We start from the raw sequence: 16,438 nt of genomic DNA on the forward strand, positions 1-16,438 counted from the left end.
AATGACCAATGACCAATGACTAATGACCAACTTACGGTAAACCCCAATATTGAACACGTCGCTGGAGCCAACCTTCTGCTAAGTAACGAGCGATCGCTTGATTCACATTCCGTCTTAAATCATCGTACTGCAATCCCTTGGGCATGACTACAGACAAGGGTTCAGTTGATAGCTTAATTGGTAGTAGCCGATATTGGGGATATTGTTGCACCCAACCGCTCAGTACGCTAGCATCTGCGGCAAAGGCAAAGGCTGCATTAGTTTCTATTTTATCTCGCGCTTCGTTATAAGAATTCACTCCTACCAACTCGGCGTTTGGCACATAGTACCGCACTTGGGCAATGGTGCTGGAGTTATTGAGTACAGCAATTTTTTGTTTTGCAAAATCACTCAATTTCTGTACAGAGGCATCTTTTGTAACTAATACAGTGCTATCCAAATAGTAGGGAACACTGAAACTAACTATGCGGCTGCGAGATTCAGTTGCTGTCACCCTAGCGATCGCAAAATCAACTTTTTTGTCTAAGACTACAGCCAAGCGATCGCGATTCGCTACGGGTTTCAATTTCACAGCCTCAGTACCAACCAAGTCAAGTGCTAATCGCTGTGCTAAGTCAATTTCTAAACCTTGTAAATTACCGTTAGCATCTCTAAATCCCAACGGACGCAAGTTATCTTTAACGGCAACAGTTAGATAGCCTCGCTGCTGAATTTCTGGCATTTCGGCAGCAGACGCAATTAATCCTGTCCCCACTACGGAAAAGCAAGATATCCAAAAAATAGTGGCGGATAATACCAGATGTAACCGAGTAATTATTTTCCATCTGTTACATCTGTTATGCATCCCTTGCCACCTTTATCCTTTAGCTTGATTTGCGAGTTCAGCAACTTTGCCGAAGCTAGCTGGATCGAGGACTGCTAATTGTGCCAACATCTTGCGATTTAGTTGGATATCAGCTTTTTTCAAGTTACCGATCAACTGGCTGTAACTCAAGCCGTGTTGTCTTGAAGCAGCATTGATGCGGGTGATCCAGAGGCGACGAAAATCGCGCTTTTTCTTTTTGCGATCGCGGTAGGCACTCCGTAGCGCCTTCATCACTTGTTGGTTGGCAGTTCTAAACAGAGTTGAGTGAGAACCGCGAAAACCTTTAGCTAGTTTGAGAATTTTATTGCGGCGCTTCCGAGCTACATTACCGCGTTTTACCCGAGTCATAACTTATTTCCTAAAATACTTACAAATATGGGAGCATTAAGCGCACGTTCAGTTCATCGCGTTCATGTACAAGCGCACTCTGACGCAGGCTACGCTTTTTGTTGGAAGATTTGTGCTCTAAAAGGTGGCTTTTGAACGCTTTACGACGGACGATTTTGCCGGTGCCGGTGGCACGGAATCGCTTTGCCGCAGCTTTACGAGTCTTTAGTTTAGGCATGGTCTAGTTTTGATTCGACACGATCCATTATTATACTAATAAAATTGCTGGAATGGAAATTAAATAAAGGATTTAACCAACTACTAAAGAATATCCTCACTTAAGAAAACTGTCTCTAAATCCCGATAACCATTGACAATACGTGCAACTTCTACACCGCCATCAATGGGACGATAAAATATCAAATAATCTTCTACGGGGAAACTCTGTAAACCGCTAGCAAAATTATCGCAACTTTGCCCCATATTAGGAAAATTAGCCAACAGCTTACACTGCTGTATAATTTTTTTGTTGAGTTTTCGAGCCGCACCAGGATTAAAGCGGGTAATATAGCGGCTAATTTCTTTCAAATCTAATCTAGCTGAAGGCGCTAAAATACACCTACTCATTATTTAGCAGCCTCAGCTTGTTGCATTTGGGCTTCAGCACGTCGAATGTCTTCTTCTATTTCTGCAAATACCTCTTCACCATCAATTCCTTCACCACGTTCGAGTTCTTCAATACCAACTTGGATTTTAGCTTTCAATTCTGCTAGACGCTGATCTCGAAGGCGATCGCGTTCTTCTAGCAACCTCAATGCTTCACCCATCACCTCACTAACTGAGTGATATTTCCCGCTACTAACTTTATCCTTAACCAACTGCTCCAGTTCTGGGGTCAAAGATATATTCACAACTATTACCTCATTCCATTTACTCTATATCCTAACCGAGAGAGGTTAGAGCAAAATTAAAATAATTCGTAATTGATAATACTACCCTCTAGCAAGTATTACAAATGACAAATGACAAATGACAAATTAGTTAATTCGCTGCTGTTTGGGCTTCTTGATAAACTATTTCTTGAAACTGAATCATATCTTTTTGCGGATCGGCGTGGCTGACTTTCACCAATATCTGTTCGCCCAAGTTCACAGAACGCTTGAAAACCATTGGTAACTGCAAGCCCAAATCTTCTATCAAAATTAGAGCCAAGTTGCTGTCTTCGCGCAGCCACATCAACACTGTCACATCCCAAGTTTCCTCTGGATGACGGCGTAAATACTCTAGAGCATAATATCTATTAGTTTGCCGTTCCACCATCGTCACTTCTTGAGTGATGCTGGTGACAGTCATCATCACTTCTTTAAGTTGATCTGCGGAAAATGGTAAAACTTCACCCCGCAAATGGGCTTTAAGTTGGAAGTGGGTAAGCAAGTCACTGTAACGACGGATGGGAGAGGTTGCTTGAGTGTAGGTATCCAAACCCAAACCAGCATGGCGCAGAGGCGTAATGCTCATTTCGCTCTTGGGCATACAACGACGCATAGCGCAAGCGCGAACGAATCCAGCGGGAAGTAGCAGCAATTCTTCTTCTGGGGGTAATTCCGGTTGCGGCTGACCGCGAAAGGGCAAAGGTATGTTATGAGTTTTACCATAACGAGCCGCAACTTCACCGGCAACAATCATCATTTCTGCCACTACTTGCCGTGACGGGGAATCGTCCAAAATATCAATATTGATCTCATCATCTTTGACTTTGATCATCGCTTCCGGCATGGTGATGCTAATTGCCCCTTGAGCGTAACGCCAAGCTTTGCGCTTCTGCGCCCAGGTTGCGATCGCAGCAATTTCTGGTTCTGCCTGTACCCGTAATTGCAGCATTTCATCTACATCTTCGTAGGTGAGGCGATAAGTCGGCTTAATCGAACTGGTATGAATGCTGTAATCTTCTACTCCCCCAGTTGTATCTAAAATAATCCCGAAACTGAGGGCGCAACAAACCCGTCCCTGGATCAGACTCATTGGCCCAGTCGCCAATACCTCTGGGAACATGGGAATCATCCCCGTAGGTAAATAGACTGTGCTACCCCGCTTTCTCGCTTCCAAATCTAATTCATCGTCAGGTACTAACCATCTAGTAGGATCGGCGATATGCACCCATAGGCGTTCCCGGCCATCGGGTAGTACTTCCCAACTCAGACCATCGTCGATCTCTGTGGTAGTTTCATCATCAATGGTGTAGACCTTCAGGTGAGTCAGATCAAGGCGGTTTGTATCTGAGTCAATCGGCGGGAAATCCAAACGCTGTTGCGCCACTTCTAATACCTTATTAGGAAATTGGATCGGAATTGAAGAACGACGCAGGAACAAGTTTTCATAAGGACTCCAGCAACCCAAATCCACCAATAGCTGAAAGGCTCCTTGCGGTGTTGTGGGCCGTCCCAGCATGGTCATAGTTTCTAATACTGGAGCGCTTGGCGGATAAGCGCGAGCTAAAGAGTCATAATTAACTCCTGTCCGCACGGTGTCAGCAAGCAGTGCTGCGTATTTTTCGAGTCCTTCTAAGCGCTGGCGATCGTGACGCCCCCATTCTACTGCTTCACCTTTAAGCGCCTGCTCTACACGAGTTAAAAATTCCTGCTGTCCCTTAGCTTTTAGTGCCTCTACTTCCACCTGATGCTGGCGTTCTGCCACCTGAGCAGCAGTTCGCGGCTCGTAAGCGTCTCCTTTTTGCTTGAAATAAAGTTTGTCGTCTGATAACAAGCAATGGGCGGCGTAACAAGGAGGGGCAGTTGATTCTGAAAATAGCAAATTTGCCATTTGGTCGGGGGTGACTGTTTCCCCATCCTCAACCAGTAATTCCCAAGCCACCTCTAAGCTAGATGGATCTAAATAAGGCTTGACCTGCTCCAAAAAGCTGGCAATCTCTGAGGGCTTGTACGTCTGTCCGGTAACTGTATAAGTTATTTGTCTAGGCGCGAGGCTGTGGGATTGACCACGTTCGTCTACCACAAACCAGCGGGTTTTACCGTCTGGACGTTCTACGATGCCCAGACGGCGATCGCCTTGAACCCTAAATTCAACTAGCGTCCCCTTCTCCACAACTCTCGCACTTTAATTTGGTGAACAGTTTAAATTAGTTAGGAGTGAGGAGTGAGGAGTGAGGAGTTAATTGATAACTCATAACTCATAACTCATAACTTCTAACTCATCACTTTAAATTAGTTAGGAGTGAGGAGTTAATTGATAACTCATAACTCATAACTCATAACTCATCACTCTTTTTAGCCTTCCGCATTGATAAATGGCAACAAAGCCACAATCCGCGATCGCTTAATTGCTAATGTCAACTCTCGCTGTTGCTGAGATGTCAGCCCAGTAATCCGACGTGGCAATATCTTACCCCGCTCGGTGACAAACTTACGCAGTAAATCAACATCTTTATAATCGATTGGTTCTCCTGGCTTGATCGGAGAAAGGCGACGACGGAAATAACTCATCTCTACTTAATTTCCTTGTGAACGGTATGTTTGTTGCAGTGGGTGCAGAACTTTTTCAGTTCTAGCCGGTTAGTGGTGTTGCGGCGATTCTTGGTGCTGGTATAACGAGAAACACCAGCAGAACGCTTGTCTGAATTTGTCCGGCACTCAGTACACTCTAGTGTGATAATAATGCGGGCACCTTTACTCTTAGCCATAATCTTACAAACAGTGAAGCCTGAAGAGAATTAACACAAATGACTATCTTCTCACATTCCGCCGCATATTATCAACTAATCTTTTAATTTTTATGTCGAGCGAGTAGCCACGACGCGACGAAACGATAAAAGTTCCACAATAGCGATCGTGTAAAGCCTGCCGCATCTGGGTATCAGAGAAGGCAGTCCCACAATCAATTGCTAGGGGAAGTACTAGCAGTATAGCAGTGGGATTGGCTCTAATATTGCTCAGGGCAATTGACACTAAGAGGGCACCCAAGCCAACGATCGCCTCTCGCTTCACTAGTGAGAGCAAATCTGGAATTCTGCCCACTACTTCCCCATCTTCAACTTCTAACACCTTTAAATCGAACGCCCAACGCCCTAAACTTTGACCTTGATTGTTGTATGCCACCAGCACCCGCAAAATCAGCCAAAATATCACAAAAACTAGGATTTGCACAAATTTTATCCCGATATCGCCGCCTCCCAGTAGGGAACTGACTAACCAGACACCAAGGAAATCAAGCCCCAATGCCATACCTCGTCGCCCAATTTCAGCCTTGGGATAGTGTTTTTGGGGAAGTCGTTCGATAGTCATACAACACAGGTATTTTTATTGAGGGGTTGGGAAATAATTGCTCCTGTTTTTTATATTAAGGTTAGGACTTACGCATGAGTTACGGAATAACTAACCGCAGAGGCACAGAGGGCACAGAGAAATCAGAGTTTGAGAGATATTTTGCGTAAGTCCTAAAGGTGATGGCTTGGGTTTGGCGTTTAGCCTAGTTTTGAATGATGAGAGCCTTTTTGGTAAAGTTTCGTAAATTATTAAAGGTTTGTATCTAAGTACGTGGGTGAGAATAAATCAAACTAGATTAAGTAATGAATGGCACTAAGAAAAGGCGAAAGGCTTGTTTAACCTCGTTCCCAGTCTTCAGACTGGGAATGTATTCAAGGGGCTGCTGCCTCCTCTTTGTTGACGAGAGGCGGAGCCTCCCAGAATTCGTTCCCAGACTGGAGCCTGGGAACGAGGCAACACAAGACTTTGGACTTACTCTTAGTGCCATTCGATTAAGTAATGTAAAAAATATTGAAATTAGTTCGTAGTGAGCGGCTCCAGCCATCATTTGAGGACTAAAGTCCTCTCTACGAGACGCACTCGCGTTCACTACAAACCTTGAATTATTCACGCCGCTCTACTTAAAGAGCCTCAAAAGCTTATTTGAACGGTGGGTCAATCGTAACTACTGAGGATTTTTAGAGGTTGTAGAGGATTGTTCCTGGTGTCATATTGCTTTACATCTAGATCAATGGACAGGTGAACCGAAAGGTTCTACAATCTGACTGATTGCGGTAAATTTACCTATTGCCCAATCCACATAAGCATAGTAAAGATTTTCTAGTGATTACGTTTGATTGCGGAAGCACTAAATTAATATAGGAAAGTCTTTAAGTAAGGGACAGCAAAAAAATGGATGTAAAGCTGATTCTAGCTGGATTGACAGTTATCTTTACGCTTTCGTGCTTATTCTTTGGCACGAAAAATGGATTCTATGATTCAGATAACTATCACGGCAATGGCTCTGCACATTGAGATAAATCTGTAAACGCTTAGGCGACTTCCCATAGGGTGAGTTGGTTAAGATAGCTCAGAACTTGCAAAGGGAAAATAAACAAGAGGCATCCTTGAGCTAGTAGTTTGATGGCTTCTGGTTAGTCCACCTTTCTGAACCAGTGCGGGTTCGGTAGAGGCGTCCTCCCCAATCAAAAATCTTATTCTCAGGGTGTAGGGGCGCACGATAAAACTTACCCCTAAGTCACAAAACCAAAATTTGTGTAATTTTTGGCTTTTGGGATATGTCCATGATGATGAGATTTGTGGGGAGGAGAGCATGAAGGATAATCTGTCGGCATCCTCTCGCGTAGATGCTGCGGAAGGGAGTACTGAATTAGAATGTTTCCCCTATAGTGTCCAGCATTACGATGAGGGTGTGTGTTTATTGGTGAAGATGGGGCCACACCGCATTCTATTGGATTGTGGTTTGGAAGATATTTCATCGCTGGCGAAGGGGCTTACTAAGTCGGTACGTGGAACTGGTTCGCCCCCACCAGCAGATTTCGTTTTGATTAGTCACGCCCACCCGGATCACGCCAGAGGCTTACTGGCACTTCATAAAGCTTTTCCAAAATTACCTATTTATGGTAGCGAAGTAACCAGCAAGTTACTGCCGTTGAATTGGCTAGACCAAGATGCTGAGAAAATTTCCGAATTTTGTCATGCCTTGCCGTTGCGATCGCCTGTGGAATTCCAAGATGGTTTGGTGGCAGAATTATTTCCCTCCGGGCATTTACCGGGGGCAGTGGCAATTCTCCTTACCTACACCACTAAGCAGCGTACTTATAAGCTACTGTACACAGGAGATTTTTTCCTGTCAAACTCTCGGTTGGTAGAAGGTTTGCGTTTAGAGGAACTGCGAGGATTAGACTTGGATGTGCTAATTATTGAAGGCAGTTATGGCACATCCCGTCATCCTCACCGTCGCAACCAAGAAAATCAACTAGCAGAACGAATTAATCGGGCGATCGCTGACCATTGTTCTGTGATCCTTCCCACTCCGGCTTTAGGATTGGGTCAAGAATTATTAATGCTCTTACGCTCTCATCACCACTTCACTGGACGAGATATAGATATCTGGGTAGATGGTGCTGTCGCTACTGGGTGTGATGCCTACCTAGAACTGCTACCCCACCTTCCCCCATCTGTACAGAATTTCGCCCGCCATCAACCCTTATTTTGGGATGAACGGGTGCGTCCCCGCGTGCGTCGTTTACAAGCAGAACATCGTCCCACTGTGGGGAAGTCACCTTGTATTGTCCTCACCGATTCTACAGATGATTTGGGTAAGCACTGCCAACTAGACACTGGCCCTTGGCTAATTCTCCTACCAGAAAAAATTGATATAAAAGTTAATAAAGAATATTTAGCACCCACCACTGTTGAAAGCTATCTCTTGGCTCAACATAGTGATGGCCCTGGTACTACGCAGCTAATTCATAATTTGCGACCCCAGCACGTCATTTTTGTTCACGGTTCTCCTGCCTATTTGGCTGACTTGACTAGCTTAGAGGAGTTGCAAAACCGCTACCATATCCATTCGCCGGCGGCTGACATTTTAGTAGAATTGCCTATCGGCGATACATTTTTACAACCCGCAGCACCAGAAACTAATTACGAAGGTGAACTGACAGAGTTAGGAACAGTAATCACAATTACCCTAGCCGATGTGATTACCACCGATCCGCGTTGGCGGCAATTTGCCGATACTGGTTTAATCGAGGCTCGTTGGCAAGGCGAAGAACTAGTATTGAGGGGATTGTCTCAACGAGAATTGCTCAACCAAAATAGCGATCGCTATACATGGACAGATGTAGACTGTTGCGGTACTTGCCGACACCAAAGGGGGCAGCGATGTTGGAATCCAGCTTCCCCGTTGTATAACTTTAAGGTAACTCTAGAAGGTTACTGCCCTGCTTTTGAAGGTTTGAATGATAGCCAATAGTCATTAATCCGGTGTCTTTTGTCATTTTTAATTAATGACGAATGACGAATGACTAATGACTAATGACTAATAATTACTGACTGATTATTCTGGATTAGAGTCAGTGTAACGGTTGTGGATGCGTTCGGCTTCGGGACAGTCTTCAGTCATCAAAGGCTCCACATTACCGCGTGGTACTGAAGCGAGTTTTTGCGTTACAGCACCAATGCTCTCGAGGCGAACCATTTCTTCCCAAGAACAAACTTCGTCCTCTTCTTCTGTTTCATAGCGTAGGGTTACTAAATCTCCCTCTATGTCGATGATGCGGGCGCGTTCAATCCAGCGTTGCTGGTCCCGCAAGAAAACACATACCTCGCGCCCATCGCAACAGAGTTGATAAATCTTGCGGTGTAGCATGTACTGTTTCTGCCTTTTTAAACAACGTAGTTAAACCTGTCAAAATCTGGGTTCTACCCAATTACATTACACCTTTAAGAGGTTAATTTCACTGTTCAGAACAAGTACGCTTCATCACCCAATCCCAAGACTTGCATGTAGTTGTCAATTATTGGGAAATTTTGGGTCAGAAATCAATGCTTGCAGCAATGAACTTAATCTCTCTCCGGCTCAATTTTACGGAATGTCTGCTTCATGGAAGTCAAACAATACGGAACCTGTCCTAAACAGGCTCATATTTGCTGGTGAATCCTTGTTACTATTATGTAATAAAGAATACTCCAAACCAATCGTTGATTGCGGTTGTTTAACTTGCCTACTTTTAATCATTGGCATTGCTGGGAAGTCTGGGGACTTGGCTTTACTTTTACCCATGTGTATATGATCTTAACTCATTCTCTTGCTGACCTTGATGCTTTTCAACAACAACACCTAAATAGTTTTGATTTTTACAGCTTTTTGCCTGATGATAGCTAATTAAAAGGCAAGGGAGTAGGGAGGAGAAGCTTCAGGGGCAAAAGAAATGAGGGGATAAGGGGAAACATGAGAAAATTACCCTTTGCTTATTTTGGAGTATCAGCAAGATTTATATGGTAGCGGAAATTCCATAAGCACGTTAGATGAGGAGGCTTCTCGTTTAATTTTACCTGCCCGAACTGCATCGTATAGGGTTGCGAGGGCTGACAAATCCTCTTCCTTCCAGCATTTAGTGACAAGCACTTGATGGAGTAATCCCTCAGATTCAACACTAAGATATCCAGTTTGGAAAGCAGATTCAACGAGTGTGGGAATCATCTTGGTTAGGACAGAGTAGACAAATTGTTACGTCAAGTGTGGAACATTTTTCTCTGTTACTAATTGATATGGAACATGAATATTATGTGATTATAATTACACCTATTTAGTGATTTAGATCACATCAATGGGTTACAATATGACATTTGGGTGCATCTATCTATTTTTGTACGCAGATGATAGTTACGCAAAACTTTAGCGTCAGTACTGAGATGACGTATAATTCGACAAGATTAAAAGATAGAGAAACTTTTAATCTTGTATCTAGGACTTAAGTAGAGCGGTGTGAATAATTCAAGGTTTGTAGTGAGCGGCTCCAGCCATCATTTGAGGACTAAAGTCCCCACTACGAAATAATCTCAATATTTTTTACATTACTTAATCTAGTTTGATTTATTCTCACCGACTTACTTACGCATTGACAAGAAATACCAAATATAGAATATAGATCAAGTTTAAAAACCACATCTTTCGTAAGGGCACAGCATTGCTGTGCCCCTACAGTATGGTCTATTTACGATTGCAGGATAATTAGGAAAAGCCTGAAAGAACACATTTTCGTTAATTCACATCATGATGCATTTGTACAGTGCGTAAGTCCTAGTATCTTAAAAATATAGTGAAATATAAGCAATCAAGCAAAAAACTGGCGGAAATCTTCATCCTTTTGACTTAATTGCACCCAGTCTAGGTTTAAGGAGTGGAATTTTTGCGCCAAGCGATCGCAAGCCGGACGTTCGGTAGCGTAATGTCCGGCATCGATTAAAATGAGATTGCAATCGCGGCTTTCTTGAAACTGATGGAATTTACAGTCAGAAGTCAGATAAGCTTGGGCACCAGTTTTAGCGACAGATGAAATGTAACTAGCCCCCGAACCACCTAAAACAGCAACTCGTGAAATTGTTTGCTGTAAATCAGCACTTGGGGAAAAAATCAAATTAGGGGGAGCAAGTCGGGTTTGAATGGCTGCGAGTAATTCCTGTAATGTTAGAAATGGCTCTAGCAAACCAACACGACCATATCCTAATCCTCCTTGTGTTGGTACTATGGGAGTAACTTCTTTGAGTTCTAAAATTTGAGCTAAAACGTCAGCAGTACCATCCTGCACTTGGTCGAAATTGGTGTGAGCAGTGTAAATGCCAATATTGTGGCTAAAGGATAACCGTAGCATTTCTGCGATCGCTTCCCCAGTGCGTAAAGATTTGAGAGGATTAAAAATCAAGGGATGATGGGCGAATATCAGGTTAGCATGAAGAGCGATCGCTTCCTGCATTACTGCTAAAGTCGGTGTCAAGCATACTAAAACCCGTGCTTTTTCCTGCAACACTCCTGGTTCAATCTGCCAGCCGCAATTATCCCAACTTTCACACCAAGCGGGATTTGCCCATGCTTCAAACCAAGTAATTAAGTCAGCAATTTTCATAATTCTTTTATTTCAGCAATTTTTAATTTTTAATTGCTAATCAGCGTCTCTGTGGTTGAATATTTAATTTTAATGCTAATTGCTGGCGCATTTCTTGGAAAGGTTTGTTCCAGACAGGGCTAGCATTCCAATTCCACATTGCTACTGGGATAAGTTCTTCTTGGGCAAGACAAGTTAATAGACGATATTCATCTTCTGGTTCACGAGAAAAAGTGAAGGGATTACGGTAGCCTGTGTCACATAGTTTATAAGATGTAACCTGACCGTGATTAATTCGTTGTAAAAGTTCTTTACCTTTGACGAGCAAATAATCCAAAAAAACTGGACTAAAAGGCTCTATATGTGCGCGTTTTTGTGGTTCTTTTTGTACCCACCTTGCCCACTCAAACCCATACATAAAATCGTGAACATAACGAAAGCGGATTTCTGTTTTACTTCCGAACATCTCCGTCAGTAAAACCATCTTTTCATCAAAAAGGTTTAAAAAAGGAACAGCACCCTCATCTGCTATAAGAGCCTGTCTTAGCATACTACTTACCATAAAATCAAAATCCCAGAATATGTTTTCTGGAAAATTCTGTAACTGAGTACGGACTATGGATTCAAGAGTTTGCTGAAGGGTTATGAGGAGTTCAATTTCGGTCTTTTCTTCAGCAATTAAATTTCCCAATTCTGCGAAACTGGTAATTAATGTTTTTTTGGGATTAAGTGATAAGAGATTAATAGACTGTTGGGCAAGTATTTCATCAATTAATTGGAAAGTATGAGTTGGTTTCAGTTCTTGCTTCATAGTAATTGAAATAGCCCATACATCTGACACTAAATATTAGCTTATATCGAAATAAGTAGGTTTTTAAATAGTCACAAATAAACTTTACTTTTTAATTTACAAATTGACACAAATTATTTAGCATGTATCTGATTAATTTTCATGACAAAGCGAACGCAGCGAAATTTGTTAAATGCATATCACCGCGAGTTTGTGAGATTATAGCCAAAAGGTAAGCTGGATAACTAGAGTATTTAAACTCTACCTTAAATAAAACTTGAGAATCGCCTATCCAGAAATATGGACAACCAATTCTCTTAAATGACTGCGCTGGCGGTGTTCCCAAATATAAATTCCTTGCCAAGTTCCCAGTACTAAATGACCACGATTAATGGGGATATGTTCAGAAGTTTGGGTGAGTGCGGTACGAATGTGTGCCGGCATATCATCGGGGCCTTCTGCATCGTGAATGTATTTTCCCGATTCTGGCACGAGTTTTGCCATAAAGTTAGCTAAATCCACAAGGACATCGGGATCGGCATTTTCTTGGATGACTAGACTGGCTGAAGTGTGGCGTAAAAATAGAGTACAAAGACCAGTTTCAACTCCCGATTCTGCAACTGCGGCTGCAATTTTTGCAGTGATATTGTAAAAAGATTTACCAGTGGTGGAAATTTTTAGTAGCTTTTGGTAGTGAGTCATTTAAAACAGTAATTATTGATGACAGTAAAAGCTAATTAGCCGTTCAGTCTGCTTGATTTGGTTGTTGTTCTGCGGTTGGTTGATCGTTAGACTGAGTATGTCTTCTGCTAAAGAGACTTAACACCGCATTTACAAACTCTTTGAGGAGATCGGGGATAATAGGTGTGTTAGGCAGATTGTGAGATAAAGCTGTAATGTTAGCCCGATCTGGCTCTGGCAGTTGTAAACTCTTTTTAGAGGATGTTATATCGTCTTGGTTGGTATTCATAGTTTTTGTAGTTCAGGAATGAAATAAACTGTTACTTGATGTAACAAGGCAACAAATGCGATTCCGGCAGTTACAAAAGTAGCATAGGTCAATGATTGAGAAATATTCTCTACTTGCTTCTGATTTTGATTATAAGTCTCTCTCAAGTTAACTAACATCTGTGACTGGTATTCTTGAGGTGAAAACTTCAAATATTTATTCTGAAAATCGTCAGTTTCTAGGTTGGGGCTGACAAAAAATTTGCGTGGCAATAAAGATCGTATTAGTAGCATAAAGTTAAAAAACAGTAACAATATTTCTAGTACACTGAAAAGGCTAAATATTGCAATTAGTCTAGATATTGTTAGAAAACTTAATAATGCGGTGTTTGTGACAAATAGGATGTTCATCTGAGTGATTAAAATTTGCCGTTCTTCTTTTTGTCTTTCAATCACTCGACGCACATCTTGAGCGGCTAATTCTAAGGTTTCTTCGTCTATTGTCGGATCTTCCATTATTAATGTATGTTGTTTTGAATAACTTTATTCAACTCGAAATAATTAATTACAGCATGAGCGATCGCTTCATTACCATCTTTCGCAATTGGTTCAGATTGCGTAGGTAATTGAGGTAACTTATGCAGAAAATCCCAAGTCCCTTGAAAAAATTCAGATGGAGTGATGATTTGATGCTGGTTATAATTTGTTATGCCTTCTATTAAAAAAGTTGCTTCGGCAAAGTCCTCACGGGGGATGGTAATAATAGGTACTCCTAATAGTGTGGACTCAGCAAAAGTACTGTAACCAGGTTTAGAAACGACTCGTCCACAAATAGGCATAAAATCTACAGGGCGGTATTTGCGATCGCTAATTTTAACTAAATTAGGTAAATCAGGAGCAGATTGATCAAAGACAATAAATTGCCAATCTGGGAATCGCCGCAGGTTATCGTAGGGAATTTGCTGTAAACCCAAGCCGCCAAAGGTTAACAAAATAGTTTTTTCGATTGGTGCAGTTATTCCCCAAAGAGAACGTAAATCATCAGCAGAGTGACGGGGGGAACCGCCTGTTAAACCGACATCTGTGATATTGTTAAAAACTGGCATTGGTTCGTGGAAGGGGAGACGAAACAAGCGATCGCACTTTGAATACCAAGCACTAATCCAATCTGCAACTGCGGTAAATTCGCCTCCCCAATCCCGGTAGATCAAGTCCCAACCGAAGTTACTCATCATCCAGCAGGGAATATTTGCACCTTTGGCAAACCCAGGAGCGAGGAAGGGAATATCTGCCAAAATGAGATTAACGCGATTTTGGCGGATAAAATTCACTTCTGAGGCAATGAGCGAATTTTGATGCTTTTTAATATCTAGCAACTTTTCTAAAGTCGCTACTTTATCCATTGTCAAACTATCGGTTTGCACCACACCCAAATCAAATGCACGGGGACGATAGATAAAATCGCCTTCTATGTAGCACTCTAGCAACCAGCGCGGGGCAGTAGTTACGAAAATTAGCAGAACTTCTGGACATAATTTTTGAATTGTCGCAGCTACAGAAGCAATGCGGGTAGCATGACCAAAGCCGTGGTTTGTTATGGCTAAGTATAAGATTGGGCGTTCCATTTTCAAGTTAGGAGTTAGGAGTTGGGAGTTAGGAGTTAAGAGTTAAGAGTTAGGAGTTAGGAGTTAGGAGTTAGGAGTTAGGAGTTAGGAGTTAGGAGTTAGGAGTTAGGAGTTAGGAGTTAGGAGTTAGGAGTTAGGAGGTAGGAATTAAAATCATAATTCCCAGACTGATAAGCTAAACCACATCTAGTTTGCATATTCAAAATTAATATAACTCTTGTGGGGTGGGCATCTTGCCATTGGTGTCAACTTAACGTGAAAGCCATGTACCGCAAGGAACTGAAGTTCCAAGAATAATAGCTAAAGTCTACTGAAGTAGACTAAAGATTTTTAGGAATATTTAGTCTACTGAAGTAGACTTTAACTATGAGCCGCTGAAATTTATTTCTGGGCGGGCGTGGAAGCCAACAGATAAGCGATTTTTAGCTTAAGTTGACACCTATGGCAACATGAGCGCCCTAATTATGTAAGTTAAATGTGGAACAGCTTAACTTATAACTCTATTAAGTTCAGTTAAGGCTTAACTCTTTCTCAAAGTCAATTTTTTAACAAACTGCATAGACACAAAGGGGCTTCCCACAGTATGGGACGCATTCGCGTAGCGTCTTGTAGATAAAAACGCAAAGCAAGAGAAGGAAGAAATGCTTAACTGAACTGTATTAACTTATAACTCCTAACTTTTAATTAGTTTTGCTAAAACTTTGAATCGCCTCAATCAATTGGTCGATTTCCGATTCTAAAGTAAAGTAATGGACGGTAACGCGTATACAGCTAGGATCGGCAATTGTCCGAGTTAATATCCTTTGTGAATCTAAAAATTGCACTAACTTGAGATTAGCTTGGGGCTGATTATTTATGAGTTGGAAGGAGACTATACCGCTTTCGGGTGGGGAAGTTCGCAAACATTTAATATCAGGTAACGCCGTCAATTGTCGCCAGAGATACTCACTGTTATGGCAAATTTGCTCGTAACGTTCCTGTGAGGTTCCCCATTGCTGATGGATTGCGATCGCCTCTCGTAACCCAACATACGACGGATAAGCTAATGTAGACACTTCATATCGTCGCCCATCTGGAAGCCAATCCACAGGCTGAGATTGACTATCTACAACAATGCCATTCAAACCAATAAAGGTAGGTTTCAGGCTTTCTCGTGCTTCTGGTCGGACATACAAGCCACCAGCACCCGCAGGGCCACATAACCATTTGTGACCAGTAAAAGCATAAAAATCTACTCCCAATTCTGTCAAGTTTAAAGGCAACAAACCAGCAGATTGGGCAGCATCTATCAGTAAAAAAGAATTATTCTTTCTGCATACTTCGGCAATTTGATCAAGAGGTAAAACTTGACCAGTATTCCAGAAAACATGACTTAATATTACAAGACGAGTATTAGGGCGTAAGTCTTGGGCAATGATTTTTACGGGGTCGCCCTCATTTAAAGTTGCTTTTAGAGGACAGGTAGTAACTTCCACCGCAAATCTTCGCGCGATTTCCTGGGTTGTGGCAATTACGCCTGGATGTTCGCAGTCTGAAAGCAGTATATGGTCGCCAGCACGCCACTCGATGCCCCACATAGCAATATTACAGCCAACAGTGACATTCTGCGTAAGAGTAATTGTTTCGCTTGGTGCATGTAACTCTGAAGCGATCGCAACTCTAGCGGCTTGAGTCTGGGGCGCTATCCAGCGATACGCCTCATTACCAAAGGGGCCTATTTGCTGAACATAAGCTTGAGTTTGAGCGATCGCATCCATTGCCCTTTGGGGCATCGGCCCTTGTCCCCCATAATTGAAATAAGTCTTATTCCCTAAAGCCGGAAATTGCTCTCGATGGCTATGTAACCTGGTTTGTGTGGCAGAAGTACTGGTCATACCAATTTTAGATTTTAGATTGTACATTTTGGATTAGTCAAAAGTCATTGATCGTTAGTTATTTTTTACTCATCCCCCGGTTGTTGAGCGAAGTCGAACCACATCTCCTCCATTCTC

The 16,438-nt window shown here is 42.3% G+C and carries 19 protein-coding genes; 1 reads left to right on the forward strand and 18 read right to left on the reverse strand.

From position 1 onward, the window contains the following. Window positions 1–31 precede the first annotated feature (31 nt). The 9 genes from D1367_RS19950 to D1367_RS19990 form a co-directional block, all read right to left on the reverse strand. The gene (locus D1367_RS19950) at window positions 32–844 is read right to left on the reverse strand and encodes a transporter substrate-binding domain-containing protein (RefSeq protein WP_181984895.1); all 813 of its coding nucleotides are present in this window, start codon (window positions 842–844) and stop codon (window positions 32–34) included. A gap of 12 nt (window positions 845–856) precedes the next feature. Beyond that, on the reverse strand, window positions 857–1,213 hold the full coding sequence (rplT, locus tag D1367_RS19955; protein WP_069069781.1) for a 50S ribosomal protein L20: 357 nt from the start codon (window positions 1,211–1,213) through the stop codon (window positions 857–859). Between the two features lie 19 nt (window positions 1,214–1,232). After that, complete coding sequence (gene rpmI, locus D1367_RS19960; RefSeq protein WP_118167921.1) at window positions 1,233–1,430, reverse strand: 50S ribosomal protein L35; 198 nt, start codon at window positions 1,428–1,430, stop codon at window positions 1,233–1,235. Between the two features lie 83 nt (window positions 1,431–1,513). Further along, entirely contained in the window at window positions 1,514–1,819 is a 306-nt protein-coding gene (locus D1367_RS19965) for a type II toxin-antitoxin system RelE/ParE family toxin (protein ID WP_118167922.1), read from the reverse strand. Continuing rightward, the gene (locus tag D1367_RS19970) at window positions 1,819–2,103 is read right to left on the reverse strand and encodes a type II toxin-antitoxin system ParD family antitoxin (RefSeq protein WP_118167923.1); all 285 of its coding nucleotides are present in this window, start codon (window positions 2,101–2,103) and stop codon (window positions 1,819–1,821) included. Before D1367_RS19970 ends, D1367_RS19965 begins: the two co-directional genes overlap by 1 nt. A gap of 130 nt (window positions 2,104–2,233) precedes the next feature. Then, a complete protein-coding gene (locus tag D1367_RS19975) occupies window positions 2,234–4,294 on the reverse strand; it encodes a ribonuclease catalytic domain-containing protein (protein ID WP_118167924.1) in 2,061 nt (686 codons plus the stop codon). A 182-nt stretch (window positions 4,295–4,476) separates the two neighbouring features. Further along, window positions 4,477–4,692, reverse strand: a complete 216-nt coding sequence (gene rpsR, locus D1367_RS19980) for a 30S ribosomal protein S18 (protein WP_012411240.1) — start codon at window positions 4,690–4,692, stop codon at window positions 4,477–4,479. A gap of 2 nt (window positions 4,693–4,694) precedes the next feature. Next, window positions 4,695–4,889 (reverse strand): 50S ribosomal protein L33, encoded by a 195-nt coding sequence (rpmG, locus tag D1367_RS19985; RefSeq protein WP_012411241.1) that lies wholly within the window; start codon window positions 4,887–4,889, stop codon window positions 4,695–4,697. 43 nt (window positions 4,890–4,932) lie between these two features. Next, the gene (locus D1367_RS19990) at window positions 4,933–5,490 is read right to left on the reverse strand and encodes an RDD family protein (protein ID WP_118167925.1); all 558 of its coding nucleotides are present in this window, start codon (window positions 5,488–5,490) and stop codon (window positions 4,933–4,935) included. Window positions 5,491–6,784: 1,294 nt separating this feature from the next. On the opposite strand from D1367_RS19990, the gene D1367_RS19995 reads away from it, so the two are divergent. Beyond that, window positions 6,785–8,452 carry an MBL fold metallo-hydrolase gene (locus D1367_RS19995; RefSeq protein WP_118167926.1) on the forward strand — a complete coding sequence of 556 codons (1,668 nt, stop codon included), beginning with the start codon at window positions 6,785–6,787 and terminating at the stop codon, window positions 8,450–8,452. Between the two features lie 84 nt (window positions 8,453–8,536). Here D1367_RS19995 and D1367_RS20000 read toward each other — a convergent pair whose 3' ends face one another. The 9 genes from D1367_RS20000 to D1367_RS20045 form a co-directional block, all read right to left on the reverse strand. Continuing rightward, complete coding sequence (locus D1367_RS20000) at window positions 8,537–8,848, reverse strand: DUF6679 family protein (RefSeq protein WP_012408115.1); 312 nt, start codon at window positions 8,846–8,848, stop codon at window positions 8,537–8,539. Between the two features lie 615 nt (window positions 8,849–9,463). After that, on the reverse strand, window positions 9,464–9,682 hold the full coding sequence (locus D1367_RS20010; RefSeq protein WP_118167928.1) for a hypothetical protein: 219 nt from the start codon (window positions 9,680–9,682) through the stop codon (window positions 9,464–9,466). 634 nt (window positions 9,683–10,316) lie between these two features. Next, on the reverse strand, window positions 10,317–11,105 hold the full coding sequence (locus D1367_RS20015) for a Nif3-like dinuclear metal center hexameric protein (protein ID WP_118167929.1): 789 nt from the start codon (window positions 11,103–11,105) through the stop codon (window positions 10,317–10,319). A gap of 40 nt (window positions 11,106–11,145) precedes the next feature. After that, entirely contained in the window at window positions 11,146–11,895 is a 750-nt protein-coding gene (locus tag D1367_RS20020) for a hypothetical protein (protein WP_118171593.1), read from the reverse strand. A 267-nt stretch (window positions 11,896–12,162) separates the two neighbouring features. Further along, on the reverse strand, window positions 12,163–12,576 hold the full coding sequence (locus D1367_RS20025; RefSeq protein ID WP_118167930.1) for a secondary thiamine-phosphate synthase enzyme YjbQ: 414 nt from the start codon (window positions 12,574–12,576) through the stop codon (window positions 12,163–12,165). 43 nt (window positions 12,577–12,619) lie between these two features. Further along, on the reverse strand, window positions 12,620–12,844 hold the full coding sequence (locus D1367_RS20030) for a hypothetical protein (protein ID WP_118167931.1): 225 nt from the start codon (window positions 12,842–12,844) through the stop codon (window positions 12,620–12,622). After that, a complete protein-coding gene (locus D1367_RS20035; RefSeq protein WP_118167932.1) occupies window positions 12,841–13,338 on the reverse strand; it encodes a hypothetical protein in 498 nt (165 codons plus the stop codon). The genes D1367_RS20030 and D1367_RS20035 overlap by 4 nt, the downstream gene beginning before the upstream one ends. 2 nt (window positions 13,339–13,340) lie before the next feature. Next, window positions 13,341–14,447, reverse strand: coding sequence for a glycosyl transferase (locus tag D1367_RS20040; protein ID WP_118167933.1), 1,107 nt, complete (start codon window positions 14,445–14,447; stop codon window positions 13,341–13,343). Window positions 14,448–15,127: 680 nt separating this feature from the next. Further along, a complete protein-coding gene (locus D1367_RS20045) occupies window positions 15,128–16,321 on the reverse strand; it encodes an aminotransferase class V-fold PLP-dependent enzyme (RefSeq protein ID WP_118171594.1) in 1,194 nt (397 codons plus the stop codon). Window positions 16,322–16,438 lie beyond the last annotated feature (117 nt).

Origin of the sequence: Nostoc sphaeroides (assembly GCF_003443655.1) — a bacterium.
GTDB lineage: Bacteria > Cyanobacteriota > Cyanobacteriia > Cyanobacteriales > Nostocaceae > Nostoc > Nostoc sphaeroides.